Genomic DNA, 15,327 nt, shown 5'->3' with positions numbered 1-15,327 from the left:
CGCCGTCAGCCGCGTGTCTCGACCTCCTCGATGGAGAGGCCGGTCATGAACGAGGAGACGACGACGCCGACGAGGCTGATACAGACGCCACCGACGACGAAGACGACGAGGCGTGCCTCCGCGCTCACCTCGATGCGCTGGACCGTGAGCGCGCCGAAGCCCACCGCCGGGACGACCAGCGAATCGATGACCTCGCCGTTCTCCAGGAAGAACGCGGTGAACCCCCGGACGACGAAGCCGATGGCGACGATGCCGAACGGGAGGTTCATCAGGGCGCTCCGAATCTGCCCCTCGCGGAGCAGTTCGTCGAGCAGTCGCCCGGTCGTGGCCGTGAGCGCCGCCAGCGCCAGCCACGGGACGCTCTCGTAGGCGAAGCGCATCGCCGCCAGCAACGGCTCCCCGCTCAGTTCGGTGGCCGCGAGGCCGCCGACGAACGCCCCGACGAGCGCCAACCCGGCCGCGACGACGTAGGTGACCAACGACACCTGCCCGGAGTAGAAGGCGTCGCTGGCCGCTCGTGGGAGACTCGTCAGCAGGTCGTCGACGTTCAGCCCCTTGTAGAGGAAGAACGTCCCGATGACGCCCGCGACCACCGAGAGCGCGACGCCGACGCTGTCGGCCACCGTGAGGAGGACCGGGAACGCGACGAGCGCCGCACCGAGCGGGATGAGGACGGCCGCTCGCAACTCCTCGTCGCCGAGGAACTGCTTGAGGAGATAGTACGTCGACTCGATGTCCCGCGCCTGCCGGACGACGACGCGGTCGACGGCGTCGACGCGGACACGGCTCTCGACGATGGGGACGACCTGTTCGTCCTCGGCGCTGTTGACGACGAGTACCGCCGACTCGGGGTCGTACTCCGCGACGAGTCGTTCGACCTGCCGGGCGATGGCCCGGTCACCGTCGACGGCGTCACCCGCACTGGAGACGAGCGCGACGACGGCCTCGTCGCCCTCTGCACGGAGTTCGCGGGCGACGCGCAGCGCTTCGAGGAAGCCGTTGACGCGTGCGTCCTCGGGGTCGTCGATGCCCACCGCGGTCACGAGTGCCGAGACCTGCTCGTCGCCGACGAGCGGCGGGTCGCGGTCGGCCCCGACGCGGCCGTCGCGGTCCAGACAGAGGACGAGCGTCGTCACGGTCGGACAACGCTATCGTGCGATAAATAACCTGCAGGCGACACCCCGTGCGTCGTTCGGGGACGCATCCGTCTACAGTCGAATCGTGAGGTCGTCGTCGCCGTCGAACCGACTGGCGACGCCTGCGCCGAAGGCGTAGGCCGTCCTGCTCGCCCCCGAAGAGAGTCGCTGCACCGGCGAACGGGACGGCTCGAACGTCGCCGGACTGACGCTCTCGCCGAGCAGGTCCTCGACGTGGTCGAGGACGTCGTCGCGCGTCCCGAGCGAGTCGACCAGCCCCAGGTCGTACGCTCGCTCGCCGATGAACACGCGAGCCTCGGTCTCCCGGATGTCGCCGGGGGGCATATCCCGGCCCTGTGCGACCCGCTCGACGAAGTGCTGGTAGTAGTCGTCGACGATGCCCTGGAGGTACTCGCGTTCCTCCGGTTCGAGTTCGCGCAGGGCGGTCCCCGCGTCCTTGTACTTCCCGGCGGCGAAGCGCTCGTAGGAGAGGCCCAACTGGTCGGCGAGGTCCGTCGCGTTGACCCGTGAGCCGACGACGCCGATGGAGCCGACGATGCTCGTATCGCGGGCCCACAGCTCGTCACAGCCGCTGGCGATCCAGTAGCCGCCGCTGGCGCAGGTGTCGGTCGCGTACGCGACGGTCGGTCCCTCGAACGCCATCGCGGCGTTGCGGATGTCGTCGCTCGGAACCACCTCACCACCGGGCGTGTTCAGCTTCACGAGCAACGCGTCGACGTTGTCGTCGTCGTTCGCGGCCTCCATCTGGTCGACGATGTCGTCGGCCGGCGTCCCCCGGACTCCGCCCGGAACCGGACCACCGCCACCGTCGCGGGTAATCGGCCCCTCGACGGCTACCTCGGCGACGTTGTAGCGTGGCTGGACACGCGACGCGACGTTCCCGCCGATACGAAGCCCGAAGAACCCCACGACGAGCATGAACAGCACGCCCAGGACGGTGTTGTCCCCCGGAAGCCAGAGGAACAGCACCCACCCGACGGCGAGGCCGAAAGCGCCGCCGAGTATCACGACGGCGAGGTGTCCGAGCGTCCGTTCCCTGCTGTTGACTCCTGGCATACGAGTGGTCGAACCGCGGAGAGGTTAAAAACCGTGGGACGTGTCCACGACTCTCACCCGGACGCGGTCGGTCGAACGACAGTTCCGCTCAGTCCTGTGGTGTCGGGTCGCCCGTCGCGCCGGGCAGCGAGTCCTCGACCTGCGAGTAGACGAGGACGAACGCGACGGCGGCGATGGCCGCACCGAAGGTGAACGGCGCGGCGAAGCCGAACCTGATGAAGTAGCCCGCAGCGAGCGGCCCGATGGCGACGCCGAGACCGAACGCCGTCGTCAACACCGAGAGCGTCGTCCCGGAGCGTCCCTCCCCCGCGAGGTCACCGGCCAGCGCCAGCGACGGGGCGAAGACGAGTGCGACGGCGATGCCCTGGAGCAACCGGAAGACGAGCATCAGCATCGGGCCGAGGAGCGTCTCGCCACCCGCGAGCGCCTCGGCGATGCCGGGGACGTACCCCTGGAGGAAGACGGAGGGCACGAGCAGGGCGAACCCGGCGACGATGAACGGGCGTCGTCCGTACTCGTCGCTCGCCCGCCCGATGGGCACCTGGAAGAGGACGTTGGCGATGACGACGGCGGCGAACTGGACGCTGAACAGGAACGGCGTCTCGTCCAGCGCCGCCGTGATGTCCTGCTGGAGCGTGGCGAACAGTGCGATGGTCGTCGCCATGAACAGCGTTCCGACACCGAGGGTGAAGACGGGGTCGAGCAACGTCGCTCCCGACTCGTCGAACACCCTGAACGACATGTCGTCGCTCGCGTCCGTCTCGGCGCGGGGCGGGTCCTCGATGAGCAGCGTCACCAGCGCGAAGCTGACGATAGCGCCGAGCACCGCGATGCCGAACGCCGCGTTGAACCCCGAGAGTTCCCCGAACGGGGTCCCGTACGGTCCGGAGGTGACGACGATACCGGCGACGATGGGGCCGAACCCGAAGCCGACGAGTCGGAACGTGTTGAACACGCCGAAGTTCCCCCCACGCTCGGTGTCGCTGGCGGCGAACTCGTTGACCAGTGCGATGGTCGCGGGGATGGTGAACGCCGCGCCGAGACCCTGGAGCGCACGGATGAGCAAGACGAGTTCGTACTGTTCGACGAACGGGTAGGCGGCGCTGGCGACGCCGAACAGCCCCAGCCCGAACAGGACGAAGACGCGCCGTCTCCCCGTCCGGTCCGAGAGGCGACCGGTCACCGGTTGGCCGAAGCTGTTGAGGAAGCCGAACAGCGACAGCACGAGACCGATGAGCAGTTCGGTCGTGAACGGGATGCCGGTGAGGTCTATCTGGCCACTCTCGATGTACAGCGGCAGGACGATGATGAGAAAGGAGTTGCCGAGCGCGTCCGCCATGCGGGCGATACCGAGCGTCAGCACACGGTTGTCCGTGCCCAGAACCATTCGGCAGAGGTACGAGCGGGCCCGTCATACCAGTTCGCCTCCCGGCGGTATCCTCAAGCCCTCGGCGCGCCAACAGGTGGCATGTCCCGTGACGTGAAACTGAGCCGAATCCAGGCCGTCCTCGCCGAAGTCGACTACCCGACGACCCGCGAGACGGCCGCCAGCGCCTTCGACGACGTGACGCTCCTGCTGGCCGACGGCGAGACGAACCTCGGGTCCGTGGTCCGGGACGTCCAGACCGACGAGTTCGAGAGCGTCGACGACCTCGAAGCCGAGGTGTACGGTACGCTCCCGCGCAACGCCGTCGGCGAACCGTACCAGTCGGAAGGCGACGGCTGAGAGCCAACCACGTCGCTTATCACTCCGAACCGGTTTGGCCCGGTATGGAATTCTGCGACGAGTGCGGCTCGATGATGAAAGTCGAAGACGGGGTCTGGACCTGTGGCTCCTGTGGTCACACGAAGGCCCGCGACAGCGACAACGAGGCCAGCATGGTCACCACGCAGGGCCAGGAGAACAGCGAGATCGTCGACGTCAGCGAGGCCGAGGACAACGGCCTCCCGTCGACGAAGGTCAAGTGCCCGAACTGCGAGAACGACCGCGCGTACTACTACATGCAGCAGATTCGCTCGGCCGACGAGTCCGAGACGCGCTTTTTCATCTGCACCGAGTGCGAGCACAAGTGGCGCGAGGACGACCACTAAAACACCCACCTTTTGCTGCGCTCGCTCTCTACGGTCGCTCGCGGCACGGCACACGAGTCTACAGCACCGCTCCACACAGCGCCGCTCCACACAGCGCCGCTCCACACAGCGCCGCTCCGCCCCACACGGCCCCGCTTCTCCGAGGGTTCAAATCGTATCCTGAATCCAAGGCGGTCCAATGCAGTAGCGAACGACCGCGAGGCGTGTCGCTGGAGCGCGACACGGCGTCTCGCGGGCGGGAGTGTCGCCTGTTCGCCACGACACACGCACTGATTAGGCTGGCCAACGTCCGACCGACAATGGCCCCCGACCGTCTGCGGCCGCCCGAAGTCCCCGAGCGACTGCTCTCGGAGGGTGGGTGGTCCCTGCTCGACGCGCGCGAGGAGACGCTGGCGACGCTCCCGGCGGCCCGCGTCGAGGGCGTGACCCACGTCTACGAGGACGACGAGTTGCGCGAACGGGTCGCCGGAGCGACCGGTGTCGACCGGACGTGGCGGTTCGTCTTCGCCACCCGCGTCGTCTTCTCGCCGCCGCTCGCACCGGGCATCGGCACCGCGATGGTCCGACCGATGGTCGCCAGCGAGGCGCGGACGGCGTTCGCCGACGACCTGGACCGACGCGGGTTCGTCGACGTCCGACAGGGGCGGAGCGAACGGGTCCGCTCGGAGACCGGCGAGCGCGTCCGACTCCGGTCGTACCGTGGCCGGTTGCCGGTCGACGACGAGACGCTCGGTATCGAAGGGTGGCTGGGCGTCTGGTCGGTCGACGGCGAGTTCCGCATCGCCGGCGGCGCGTACCCGGTCGCTCTCGACGGGTTCGTCGACGCTGCCGACGTGCCGGACCGACGGGCGTGCCGCGACGAACTCCTCCGGTTCGTCCGGTCGGTCAACTGAAGAAGCGAAGCGGTGCGGCGACGGCCGCTCGAAGCGTGCCGACGGCGTCGACTTCGACCGGGAGTCGCTCGGACTGCGGTCGCGCACGCGCACCCAGCGTTCCGACCGCGATACCGTCGACCAGGACGGCGACCGTCAGGTCCGTCTCGGCGAGCACGCGGTCGAGCGACTGGAGCCGACCGCGTTCCGTGCGGACGACGCGGGCGAGCGCACGGACCGACGGGAAGTCGACCAGCACCGTGTCGGTGTACGACTCGATAGCGATGGGTTCGCTGTCGATGGTGAGCGTCAGGTCGGCGTTGACGTCGATCGGGGCGCTGGCGTCGCTCAATCCTCTTTCTCCCGGGTCGAGATGGTGATGGTCCCGTCGAGTCGCCAGTGAGCGTGGTCCGCGTTCTCGCCGGCGTGGCTCGGGACGTGGACGTTCATGTCCTCGAACTCGTACTCGATGACGGCGTTTCGCCCCGTCAGTCGGTCGTAGAGTGCGATACCGAGGTCGGGCCAGGTCGTCGTCTCGTCCATCCGCTCGTCGGGGTCTGCGTCGCTCATACGAAAACAGGTACGGCCGTTATCAGCTTAAGGCTACGCGCGGCCCTCGCGCTTGCCGGTTCGTGGCGGTCCCCTCCGCGTCGGTCGCCCGTTCAGGCCCGAGCGAAGACGAGATAGCCGGTGTGGCCGACACCGGCGGTCGACGGCCGCGACCCGCGCTCGTCGAAGTCCATCCGGCGCTGGACGGTCTCGAACGTCTCGGCGTCCCCGAGCGACTCGCGGACCGCCTCGACGACGGCCCGCGTGCCCTCGACGAACGGGACGTACGCGACGAGGTAGCCGCCGTCGACGAGCAGTTCGTCGGCCCGTGCAGCGACGTCGGGAGCGTCCTCGGTGTCGAGCGTCAGCACGTCGAACCGCTCCTCCTCGGCGACGAGCGTATCGACCTCCTCCGAGAGGTCACCGACGCGCACGTCGACGTGTTCGGTGACTCCTGCGGTCTCCATGTTCGAGCGTGCGACGTCTGCGAACTCGGGGTCGCGCTCGTACGTCGCCACGTTCGCGCCGACACGACCGAGGTACGCACTCAGAATCCCCGTCCCGGTCCCCGCGTCGAGCACGCGGTCACCCGCGGCGATGCCGGTGTGACCGATGATGAGGCCGATGTCGCGGGGCATCATCGGCGCGCCCGTCCGGTCGAGGTGGTTGAACAGGTCTGGCCCCCTGAGTTCACGGACCGCGAACGGTTCGCCGAGATGTGTCTCGTAGGTCTCGCCCGGTTCGGCGTCCTCGGGAATCTCCAGAACGCCGAGGTCGGTCTCCAGCGTGTCTCCCCGTGCCCGCAGGTACTCCCGGTCCTCGTGGACGAGGAGTATCACTCCAGTCGGGCGACGGCGGCGGCGAGATCACCGCTTTCGGCTTCGAGCGCCTCCCGTGCAGCCTCCTCGCTCGCCCCCGTCCGCTGGGCGACGATCTGGACGTCCGAGTCGGGAATCTCGTCGGCCGCGCCGACGTCGACTTCGTCCGCACCGCTGCCCGTGTCGACCTCGCCTTCGGCCTTCGAGCCGCCGCTCGACCCGAGCGCGCGGGTCTCCGGTTCGCCGACGATCTGGTAGGTCGCCTGGCCCTGTGCGTCCATGCGCTGGACCTCGACGTCCGTGAACACGAGTTCCTCGTCGTCCGTCCGGACGACGATCTCGTTGGCGTCGATTTCGGTGACCTCGATACCCATCTGCTTCATCATCTGTTTCATCTTGCGCGGGTCGAGTCCGCCGCCTCCTCCAAACATACGCGCACCGTCGCTCGCAGGCATCAAAAACCCCGCGCACTCTCGCTCGCACGGTTCGTGTCGACCGGCCGAGGGACCCGCCGACGAGTTAGCCCTCGATGCCCGCTCGGACCTTCACGGCGACCCCCGAGTCGAAGTCTCGCATCCCGTCTGCGGGCAGTTCCGCGCGGCCGACGGCGAGCACGTCGCCGTCGACGGTGACCGCCACCTCGTCGCCCGGTCGGACCTCGTTGTCCACGCTCCGGACGAACTTCGCGAACGCGTTCTTCCCGTCGCGGACGAACTCGACGGACTCCTCGCCGACTTCGACGTGGGGCCCACCGAGTCGCTCGAACAGTCGCTCGCCGCCGCGCGCGCCGAGCGTGAACCGCCCCTCGACGGTGTAGGAGACGAGTCGCTCGTCGTCGCCGGAGAGCACCTGCTGTGGGCGACCGGTCGACGTCCGGAGTACGGTCTGCGCCTCGCCGTCGGGGAACAGCGCTGTCCCCGCGCCCGCGCCGAACTGGTAGTCGGCGACGGTCCGCAGTCGTTCCCGCTCGTCGTCGTTCATGCCCGCTCTCGTCGGTCCGCGTAGAAAAGGCCCCCGAGTCGACGACCCGACCACGACACGCCGAATCATACCACACGGCTATCGTTTCGATAGGATTTACGTGGCCCATTTCGTAGCGGCCGTCGATGACGACAGACACCCGAAAGCTCGGTATCGGTGTGGGGCTCCTCGCCATCAGCACCGCGCTCGTGCTCTACTCGGCACTCACGGACATCCACGCAGTCGACGCGCTCGGTGCCATCGCCGCCCTGGCGATGGCCGCCGGGTCGCTGCTCGTCGGTCTCTCGGAGAGAGGCGCAGGCGTCTGAGTCGCGGCACACCGTCGACGCAGTGCTCGTCTACAGCAGGAACCGCTCTTTCTGTTCGCTCAGGTCGACGAACGAGTCGGCGGCGTCGACGAGCGTCTCGGCCGTCGAGGGGCCGAAACTCATCACCTCGACGCGGGTCCCCTCGTGGCGGATGTGCGAACAGAGACGCGTGAAGTCGCCGTCGCCCGAACAGATGACGATGGTGTCGACCTTCTCGGCGAGCGTGACGGCGTCGAGGCTGATGCCGACGTCCCAGTCGGCTTTCTTCGTCCCGTCGGAGAACGTCTTGAGGTCCTTGATGCGTGTCTCGAAGCCGATGTCGTCGAGCGCGTCGAAAAACGACTCCTCCTCGGGGGCGTGGGCGCGGACGACGTAGGCGATGGCCCGGACGAGGCGGCGGTCCTGGACGGCCGTGTCGAGCAGTTCGGTGTAGTCGACGTTTCGTGAGTAGAGACTGTGAGTAGTGTGATAGAGGTTGCGCGCGTCGGCCAGCACGGCGACACGCTGGTCGGGATGCAGCGGTGGCATACGCCGACTCGCGCGTCCGCTCTCAAAGAGTTTGGTATCCAGCGCCCGACGGCCGGGCCGTCGGACCGCCCCGCCGGTCGTGCTACCGCCGCGAGTTCCGGCAGGTGTCGCGCGCGGCGCAACCGCTAAGTTCGCCGGGGACGGCCCCTCGTGTATGCGACTCACATCCCCCGGCGGGTGTGTTCGAGTTCTCCGCGCTAAACGCGCGTAGCTGTCGGTTCACGGCGGGGTAGCGACCCGTCGCGGGCTGTTCTCCGAGTCAGACCGCACAGCGACGCGACCACACGCGACTCGCAGCGACACGCTGCGTCCACCACGACCCAGACCACACCAATGACCCACGACCCGTACACCGGCGTCTACCCGGCACTCCCGACGCCGTTCCACGACGACGAGTCCATCGACCACGCGACCCTCGCTGACCACGCCCGACGCCTCGAAGCCGCCGGCGTCGCCGGCGTCGTCCCCGTCGGCACGACCGGCGAGAGCGCGACACTGACCCACGACGAACACGTCGCCGTCGTCGAGACGGTGGCCGACGCCGTCTCCACCCCCGTCGTCGCCGGCGCGGGGTCGAACGCGACCCACGAGGCGCTCGACCTCGCCCAGCGCTCGGTCGACGCCGGCGCGGACGGCCTCCTGCTCATCTCGCCGTACTACAACCGCCCCGAACCGGCGGGGATGGAACACCACTTCCGGACCATCGCGGACGCTCTCGACGTCCCACAGGTCGTCTACAACGTCCCGTCGCGGACGGGGCGGAACGTCGCCGTCGAGACGGCCGTCTCGCTGGCCGCACACCCGAACGTCGTCGGCTACAAGGCTGCCAGCGGCGACGTCGGCCGCGCCAGCGAGGTCATCGAACGCACCCGCGACGAGGCGTTCACCGTCCTCTCCGGCGAGGATGGACTGAACCTCCCGCTGTGTTCGGTGGGGGCGATGGGCTGTATCAGCGTCACCGCCAACGTCGAACCCGAGCGCGTCGTGGCGATGGTCGAGGCTGCGCTCGACGACGACTACGCGACGGCTCGGGCGATTCACCAGGACCTCGCGCCGCTCTCGCGGGCGCTGTTCACCGAGACCAACCCCATCCCGCTGAAGGCCGCGCTGGCGATGCGCGAGGACTCCCCCGAGACGATGCGCTCGCCGCTCTCGCGGCTCTCCGAGCAGTCCCGTGACCAGCTTCGGGAAGCACTCGCCGCGCTCGACAGCGATACCACACCGGCGGCCGAAGTCGACCTATGACACTGCGACTCGCCGTCACGGGGGCGACCGGCCGGATGGCCCAGGAGGTCCTCGCGGCCGCAGACGAGCGCGGGCACGGGACCGTCCCGGTCTCGCGTGCCGCCGACCGCATCGACGGGTTCGACACCCGGTCCGCGAGCGACCTCGCGGCCGTGCTGAGCGAGGAACGCCCGGACGCCCTCGTCGACTTCACCGACCCGGCGTCGAGCGTCGAGTACGTCGCCGCCTGCGCCGAAGCGGGGGTCCCGGCCGTCGTCGGGACGACGGGGTTCTCCGCCGACCAACTCGCCGCGCTCCAGCGTGCGAGCGACGAGGTGCCAGTGCTTCACGCGCCGAACTTCTCACGAGGGGTCGCCGTCCTCACCGACCTCGTCGAACGCGCGACCGAACTGCTGCCCGAGTACGACGTGGAACTGACCGAGACCCACCACCGGGACAAGCGCGACGCGCCCAGTGGTACGGCCAACGCGCTCCTCGACGCCATCGAGGGCGCACGGACCGACGCCCACGCGACGGGCGAACGCGTCCACGGCCGGGAGGGACTCGCGCCGCGCGACGACGGCGACGTCGGCGTCCACGCCCGCCGTGCGGGTGACGTTCGGGGCGAACACGAGGTGCTGTTCGCCGGCGGCGACGAGTCGCTGTCCCTCACACACCGCGCTGGCTCCCGACGCGTGTTCGCCGCCGGGGCACTCGACGCCGCAGAGTGGGTGGCGGGTCGTGACGCCGGCCGGTACGACTTCGCGGAGGTGCTCGAATGAGCCCGCTCGAATCGGCCATCGAAGAGCTCTGGGACCGCCGAGAGGAGGGGCTGACCACCAGCGACACGACTCACGAGGACCTCGCCACGCTCGACGCCTTCCTCGACGCGCTGGAGGCGGGGGAAGTGAGAGCCGCCGAGAACTCCGGAGACGAGTGGACGGCCAACGCGTGGGTCAAGCGCGGCATCCTGCTCAACTTCGCGCTCCGTCGGTCGCGCCGTCGAAGCTACGGCGGCGTCGGCTACAACGACGTCCTGCCGCTGCGCGACACCGCCGACCTCGCACGACGCGGGACGAGAAATACGCCCGACGGAACCGCGATTCGGCGTGGAGCGTACCTCGGCGAGGACGCCATCGTGATGAGTCCGAGTTTCGTCAACGTCGGGGCCCACGTCGGCGACCGGACGCTCGTCGACTCCTGTGACACCGTCGGGTCGTGTGCCCAGGTCGGTGACGACGTGAAACTGGGTGCGAACACCCTGATCGGTGGTGTCCTCGAACCGGTCGAGAGCGCCCCCGTCGTAATCGAGGACGACGTCTCCCTGGGCGCTGGCTGTCGGGTCACCTCGGGGTTCGTCGTCGGCGAGAGCAGCGTCGTCGGCGAGAACACGCTGCTCACGCCACGAATCCCGGTGTACGACCTCGTCGAGGAGGCGGTCGTCTACGGCCACCTCCCGCCCGAACGCCGGGCGTTCACGCGCTACGTCGAGTCGAGCGTCGCCGACCACGACCTCTTCGGCGACGGCGGCGCGTACAAGCCGGCGGTGGTCGCCACGCACGTCGAAGACGAGACGCTGGAGGCGACCCAGCGGGAGGGTGCGCTCCGCGAATGAGCGGGTCGGACACCGACGCCGCGTCCGACGCGACCCCGCCCGTCCGCCGCCCCGCGGACTGGGACACCGACCGTCTGCAGGCGCTCGCCGAGGCGTTCGGGACCCCGCTGTACGTCCTCGACCCCGAGCGCGTCCGGCAGAACGCGGTCCGCCTGAAGCGGGCGTTCCCCGACGCGACGGTCGACTACGCGGTGAAGGCCAACACCACACGGCGCGTCCTCGAAACGGTCGCGGACGCGGGACTCGGCGCGGAGTGTGCCTCGGCGGGCGAGGTCCGCCGTGCGCTCGACGCCGGGTTCCCGGCCGAGCGGGTTCGCTACACGGCGGTCAACCCACCCGCGACCGACCTCGACAGCGTCGTCGACTGGTGGCGCGAGGGCCACGACCTCACCGTCACCGTCGGCGCGAGAGACACCCTCGACGCGCTGGCCGAACGGGGGTACGACGGCCGACTCTGCGTCCGTGTGAACCCGGGTGTCGGTGCGGGCCACCACGCGAAGGTGACGACGGGCGACGCCCCGCAGTTCGGCGTCCCGTTCGACCGTGCGACCGAGGTGTGTGGCGCGGCCGCCGACGTCGGCGCGTTCGTCGGCCTGCACGCCCACGTCGGGAGTGGCGTCTCGGGCGAGGAACTCTCGGCCCACGAGGCGCTGGTCGCCCGGATGGCGACGCTCGCCGACGAGGTTCGCCCGGCCCCCGAGTTCGTCTCCGTCGGCGGCGGCTTCGGCGTCCCGTACCACCGCGAGGACCCGCCGCTCGACCTCGAGGCCGTGGCCGAGGCGACCCGCGAGGCGTTCGACTGCGACGCGCGCCTCGTCGTCGAACCGGGGCGATACGTCGTCGCCGACGCCGGCGTCCTGCTGACCGAGGTGACGAGCGTCAAACCGACCGACGGGACCACCGTCGTCGGCGTCGACGCCGGGATGACGACGCTGCTCCGTCCGGCGATGTACGACGCCTACCACGAGATTCGGAGTCTCTCGGCCGACGTCGACGACCGGTCGCCCGAACCGTGTCTCGTCGCCGGACCGGTCTGTGAGACGTCGGACGTGCTCGGCGAGAAACGGGTGCTGCCCGCCCCCGAGCGCGGCGACCTGCTCTCGGTCGGAACCGCCGGCGCGTACGGCTACGAGATGGCCTCGACGTACAACTCCCGGCCGCGACCCGCCGTGGTCACGCTCGACGGCGACACCGTAGTGCGCCGCGAGACGCTGGCGGACCTGACCCGACTGGAGAGCGATGGAGGTGCAGCGGAGTGAACGACAGCGTACGCGTCGAGAAGTACCACGGTGCGGGTAACGACTTCCTCGTCGTGCCGGCCGACGCATCCGTCGAAGACCGGTTCGCCTTCACCGCCGAGCACTGCGACCGCGAGACGGGGCTGTCGCATCCCGACTCCGAGCGAACCGGTGCGGACGGGGTGCTGTTCCTGTCGGTGGACGGCGAGGCCGCTGCCTCGGCTGCCGACCCACCCCGCGTCGGGATGACCCACCACCAGCCCGACGGCTCTATCGCCGAGATGTGCGGCAACGGCGTTCGCTGTGCGGCGCTGTGGGCCGCCCGCGAGTTGGGTATCGGGCGCGACACGCCCGCCGAACTGGTCGTCGTCACCCCTGCCGGCGAGCGACGGTCGACCGTCGACGACCGCGAGGCTGCGGCCTCGGACGAGGAAGCGACGGTCACCGTCTCGATGGGTCGCCCGTCGTTCGACCCGGCGGACGTGCCGCTCGCGGCCGACCGGACCGACCCGCTGGTTGAGGAGTCCGTCGAGGGACTCACCGTGACCGCCGTGAACACCGGCGTCCCCCACGCCGTCGCGTTCGTCGAGTCGGTCGACGCCGTCGACCTCGATGCGGTCGCTCCGCCCGTCCGCCACGCCGACGTCTTCCCCGAGGGGACGAACGTCGTCCTCGCCGCACCGGCCGACGACGGGTTCGACCAGCGCACGTTCGAGCGTGGCGTCGAGGGGGAGACCGACGCCTGCGGCACCGGTGCGGTCGCCGTCGGTGCGGTCGCACGCCGCCGTGGCCTCGTCGGCGACGGGTGGGTGACGGTCCGACCGCCCGGCGGACCGCTCTCGATTCGCGTCACCGACGACGAGGCGTTCCTGCGTGGCCCGGCCGAACGCGAGTTCGAGACGACCCTCGCGGTCCGCCGATGAGCGGGTCGTCCGAGTCCAGCGCGTTCGACCTGCTCGACTTCCACGAACGGGCGGTCCGAACGGCCTCCCACGAGTCACCGGACGCGATGCGAGACCTGGTCGTCGAGACGCTGACCGACGCGGGCCACCCGCCCGACGTGGACGACGCGGGCAACGTCGTCGTCTCGCGGGGCACGGGCGAGCACCACATCGTACTCAACACCCACCTCGACACCGTCCCGCCACACGTCCCGTTCGAGCGGGTCGGCGAACCGCCGAACGCCGAGGGAGACGCACCGAGCGACCCCGAGGGCGACGTCGTCCTCGGCCGCGGTGCGTGTGACGCGAAGGGGCCGCTGGCGGCGCTCCTCGACGCGTTCCTCCACGTCGACCCGCCGGGTCGGCTCACGCTCGCGCTGACGCCCGACGAGGAGACGACGAGCGCCGGAGCGCACGCGCTCGACCTGGACGGGGACTGCTACGTCGTCGGCGAACCGACCGACCTCGCGGTCTGTACCGCGGCGAAAGGGCGGTTCGAGGGGACGGTCACCGTCGAGGGTGCGGCCGCTCACGCCGCCCATCCCGAAGACGGCGTCAACGCCACGGCCGCGATGGAGGCCGTGCTCGCGGCGCTTCGGACGTTCGACGCCGAACACGGCCCCGGCACGCACGAGCAACTCGGTGCGCCGACGCTCACACCGACCGTGCTCGCGGGCGGCGAGGCGGCCAACCAGCTTCCCGAACGGGCGACCGTCACCGTCGACCGGCGGAGCGTCCCGCCCGAGACGGCGACCGGGTACGAGCGAGCGCTGAACGAGCACCTCGAAGCGCACGTCGCCGCCGGTCCCGTCCCGGACGCGGCCGTCGCGTTCGGGCTCACCGAGCGCCCGACGCCGTTCCTCGACGCGTTCGCCACGCCCACCGACCACTCGCTGGTCCGGACGTTCGAGGAGGCCGGTGCCGGCGACTCACGACCGTTCACGGCGGCGACGGAGGCGTCGTACTTCGCACCGGCACCGGTCGTCGTCTTCGGGCCGGGGGTGCTCGTCGACGACGTCGGACCGGTCGCCCACGCTCGGCGGGAGTACGTCCGCCGGAGCGACGTCGAACGGGCCGCGGCTATCCTGCGGACGGTGCTGTCCGGTGACCCGACGAGCGTCTGACCGGGTCTCCGACCGGTAGCTCGAAGCGAATCACCGTCTCGACTGTTCGGTACCGCCTTCGACGCGGACCGTGTAGTCACCGTACCCCCCGTCGAACCGCTGGTAGTCGATATCCCCGAAGTCGAACGAGCCGGTCACCACGACGTGGTGGTAGCCGGTTGTCTGCGGGATGAACTCGACGGTGAGAGGGCCACCACCGCCGACGGGAGCGACGTCGTTCTGGAGGCTCCGACTCGGGTGAGACCCCCCGTTCGGGTCGTAGACGACGGCGAACAGCGTTCCGTACCCCCCGTCACGCGACACCTCGACGGTGACCGCCTCACCGGCCACCGCCCAGAACCGGAACTGGTCGGTGTCGGCCGTCTCGTACCCGCCGGGTGGTCGGGCGATGGTTCCCGCTCCGGTCGCGCCGGGTGGGAGCAGGGTCGCTCGCTGTGCGGCATCGTTCGGCTCGATCTCCTGGACGAGGCTCGTCGACCCCGTGGTCGGAGCGGAAGCGCCGGGGGCGGCGGTCGGTCGAGTGTCACTCGGCGTCGTCGGCACCGCGAGGCCGTTCGTGTCTCCTGTGCCCTCGGCCGGTGTGGTCTCGTTCGTCACCACCCCCGAGACGAGGAGGAGGCCCGTGAGAATCAGCGCCGGTCCGACGACCCACGCCGCCCGTCGCCCTCGTTCGTCGATTCGCTCCAGTCCCGGGAGGGTGCCCAGAACACCCGCCAGAAGGACGAGTACTCCCGCACCGATGAGGACGTTGGCGAGCGGTGCCTCGAAGAGCGTTTCGACGAACTGCATACCGTCCTATCGGCCGCTGTAGCGATAAGCTGTCGT

General features: G+C 69.8%; 20 protein-coding genes. 10 read left to right on the top strand and 10 right to left on the bottom strand.

Going from position 1 to position 15,327, the window contains the following annotated elements; genetic code table 11:
* Window positions 1–5 precede the first annotated feature (5 nt).
* The 3 genes from GQS65_RS12085 to GQS65_RS12075 form a co-directional block, all read right to left on the bottom strand.
* Window positions 6–1,136, bottom strand: a complete 1,131-nt coding sequence (locus GQS65_RS12085; protein ID WP_368280106.1) for a DUF373 family protein — start codon at window positions 1,134–1,136, stop codon at window positions 6–8.
* Between the two features lie 72 nt (window positions 1,137–1,208).
* The gene (gene sppA / locus GQS65_RS12080; protein ID WP_158204902.1) at window positions 1,209–2,213 is read right to left on the bottom strand and encodes a signal peptide peptidase SppA; all 1,005 of its coding nucleotides are present in this window, start codon (window positions 2,211–2,213) and stop codon (window positions 1,209–1,211) included.
* 88 nt (window positions 2,214–2,301) lie between these two features.
* Window positions 2,302–3,600, bottom strand: a complete 1,299-nt coding sequence (locus GQS65_RS12075) for an MFS transporter (protein WP_158204901.1) — start codon at window positions 3,598–3,600, stop codon at window positions 2,302–2,304.
* A gap of 81 nt (window positions 3,601–3,681) precedes the next feature.
* On the opposite strand from GQS65_RS12075, the gene GQS65_RS12070 reads away from it, so the two are divergent.
* From GQS65_RS12070 to GQS65_RS12060, 3 genes are all read left to right on the top strand, one after another.
* Window positions 3,682–3,939: a DUF5789 family protein gene (locus GQS65_RS12070; protein WP_158204900.1), complete on the top strand. Its 258-nt coding sequence runs from the start codon at window positions 3,682–3,684 to the stop codon at window positions 3,937–3,939.
* Between the two features lie 44 nt (window positions 3,940–3,983).
* Window positions 3,984–4,304: a transcription factor S gene (locus GQS65_RS12065; RefSeq protein ID WP_158204899.1), complete on the top strand. Its 321-nt coding sequence runs from the start codon at window positions 3,984–3,986 to the stop codon at window positions 4,302–4,304.
* Between the two features lie 299 nt (window positions 4,305–4,603).
* On the top strand, window positions 4,604–5,197 hold the full coding sequence (locus GQS65_RS12060; protein WP_158204898.1) for a hypothetical protein: 594 nt from the start codon (window positions 4,604–4,606) through the stop codon (window positions 5,195–5,197).
* On the opposite strand, the gene GQS65_RS12055 is transcribed toward GQS65_RS12060, so the two are convergent.
* The 5 genes from GQS65_RS12055 to GQS65_RS12035 all read right to left on the bottom strand — a co-directional run bounded on the left by GQS65_RS12055 (window position 5,190) and on the right by GQS65_RS12035 (window position 7,524).
* Window positions 5,190–5,528 (bottom strand): hypothetical protein, encoded by a 339-nt coding sequence (locus GQS65_RS12055; protein WP_158204897.1) that lies wholly within the window; start codon window positions 5,526–5,528, stop codon window positions 5,190–5,192. The two genes, GQS65_RS12060 and GQS65_RS12055, sit on opposite strands and share 8 nt — an antisense overlap.
* A complete protein-coding gene (locus GQS65_RS12050) occupies window positions 5,525–5,746 on the bottom strand; it encodes a hypothetical protein (protein ID WP_158204896.1) in 222 nt (73 codons plus the stop codon). The genes GQS65_RS12055 and GQS65_RS12050 overlap by 4 nt, the downstream gene beginning before the upstream one ends.
* 92 nt (window positions 5,747–5,838) lie before the next feature.
* Window positions 5,839–6,564, bottom strand: a complete 726-nt coding sequence (locus GQS65_RS12045; protein WP_368280105.1) for a methyltransferase domain-containing protein — start codon at window positions 6,562–6,564, stop codon at window positions 5,839–5,841.
* Window positions 6,561–6,974 carry a nascent polypeptide-associated complex protein gene (locus GQS65_RS12040; RefSeq protein WP_158204895.1) on the bottom strand — a complete coding sequence of 138 codons (414 nt, stop codon included), beginning with the start codon at window positions 6,972–6,974 and terminating at the stop codon, window positions 6,561–6,563. Before GQS65_RS12040 ends, GQS65_RS12045 begins: the two co-directional genes overlap by 4 nt.
* 88 nt (window positions 6,975–7,062) lie before the next feature.
* Window positions 7,063–7,524 carry a PUA domain-containing protein gene (locus GQS65_RS12035; RefSeq protein WP_158204894.1) on the bottom strand — a complete coding sequence of 154 codons (462 nt, stop codon included), beginning with the start codon at window positions 7,522–7,524 and terminating at the stop codon, window positions 7,063–7,065.
* Between the two features lie 125 nt (window positions 7,525–7,649).
* Between GQS65_RS12035 and GQS65_RS12030 the strand changes: the two genes are divergently transcribed.
* Window positions 7,650–7,832 carry a hypothetical protein gene (locus GQS65_RS12030; RefSeq protein ID WP_158204893.1) on the top strand — a complete coding sequence of 61 codons (183 nt, stop codon included), beginning with the start codon at window positions 7,650–7,652 and terminating at the stop codon, window positions 7,830–7,832.
* 30 nt (window positions 7,833–7,862) lie between these two features.
* Here GQS65_RS12030 and GQS65_RS12025 read toward each other — a convergent pair whose 3' ends face one another.
* Complete coding sequence (locus tag GQS65_RS12025; protein ID WP_158204892.1) at window positions 7,863–8,360, bottom strand: LabA-like NYN domain-containing protein; 498 nt, start codon at window positions 8,358–8,360, stop codon at window positions 7,863–7,865.
* A gap of 333 nt (window positions 8,361–8,693) precedes the next feature.
* On the opposite strand from GQS65_RS12025, the gene dapA reads away from it, so the two are divergent.
* The 6 genes from dapA to GQS65_RS11995 are packed head-to-tail and all read left to right on the top strand — an operon-like array spanning window position 8,694 to window position 14,502.
* Window positions 8,694–9,605, top strand: coding sequence for a 4-hydroxy-tetrahydrodipicolinate synthase (gene dapA / locus GQS65_RS12020; RefSeq protein WP_158204891.1), 912 nt, complete (start codon window positions 8,694–8,696; stop codon window positions 9,603–9,605).
* Window positions 9,602–10,366 (top strand): 4-hydroxy-tetrahydrodipicolinate reductase, encoded by a 765-nt coding sequence (gene dapB / locus GQS65_RS12015; protein WP_158204890.1) that lies wholly within the window; start codon window positions 9,602–9,604, stop codon window positions 10,364–10,366. The genes dapA and dapB overlap by 4 nt, the downstream gene beginning before the upstream one ends.
* Window positions 10,363–11,199, top strand: coding sequence for a 2,3,4,5-tetrahydropyridine-2,6-dicarboxylate N-succinyltransferase (locus GQS65_RS12010; protein WP_158204889.1), 837 nt, complete (start codon window positions 10,363–10,365; stop codon window positions 11,197–11,199). The genes dapB and GQS65_RS12010 overlap by 4 nt, the downstream gene beginning before the upstream one ends.
* Window positions 11,196–12,458, top strand: coding sequence for a diaminopimelate decarboxylase (gene lysA, locus GQS65_RS12005; RefSeq protein WP_158204888.1), 1,263 nt, complete (start codon window positions 11,196–11,198; stop codon window positions 12,456–12,458). Before GQS65_RS12010 ends, lysA begins: the two co-directional genes overlap by 4 nt.
* On the top strand, window positions 12,455–13,360 hold the full coding sequence (gene dapF / locus GQS65_RS12000) for a diaminopimelate epimerase (protein WP_368280103.1): 906 nt from the start codon (window positions 12,455–12,457) through the stop codon (window positions 13,358–13,360). The genes lysA and dapF overlap by 4 nt, the downstream gene beginning before the upstream one ends.
* Window positions 13,357–14,502 (top strand): M20/M25/M40 family metallo-hydrolase, encoded by a 1,146-nt coding sequence (locus tag GQS65_RS11995; RefSeq protein ID WP_158204887.1) that lies wholly within the window; start codon window positions 13,357–13,359, stop codon window positions 14,500–14,502. Before dapF ends, GQS65_RS11995 begins: the two co-directional genes overlap by 4 nt.
* A gap of 30 nt (window positions 14,503–14,532) precedes the next feature.
* Here the strand turns inward: GQS65_RS11995 and GQS65_RS11990 are convergent, their stop codons facing one another.
* On the bottom strand, window positions 14,533–15,291 hold the full coding sequence (locus GQS65_RS11990) for a PPC domain-containing protein (protein WP_158204886.1): 759 nt from the start codon (window positions 15,289–15,291) through the stop codon (window positions 14,533–14,535).
* Between the last annotated feature and the right edge of the window lie 36 nt (window positions 15,292–15,327).

This window comes from Halomarina oriensis (assembly GCF_009791395.1).
In the GTDB taxonomy this organism is placed as follows: domain Archaea; phylum Halobacteriota; class Halobacteria; order Halobacteriales; family Haloarculaceae; genus Halomarina; species Halomarina oriensis.
The sequence above is the reverse complement of the archived record's forward strand: the minus strand, read 5'-3'. Positions and strand labels throughout refer to the sequence as shown.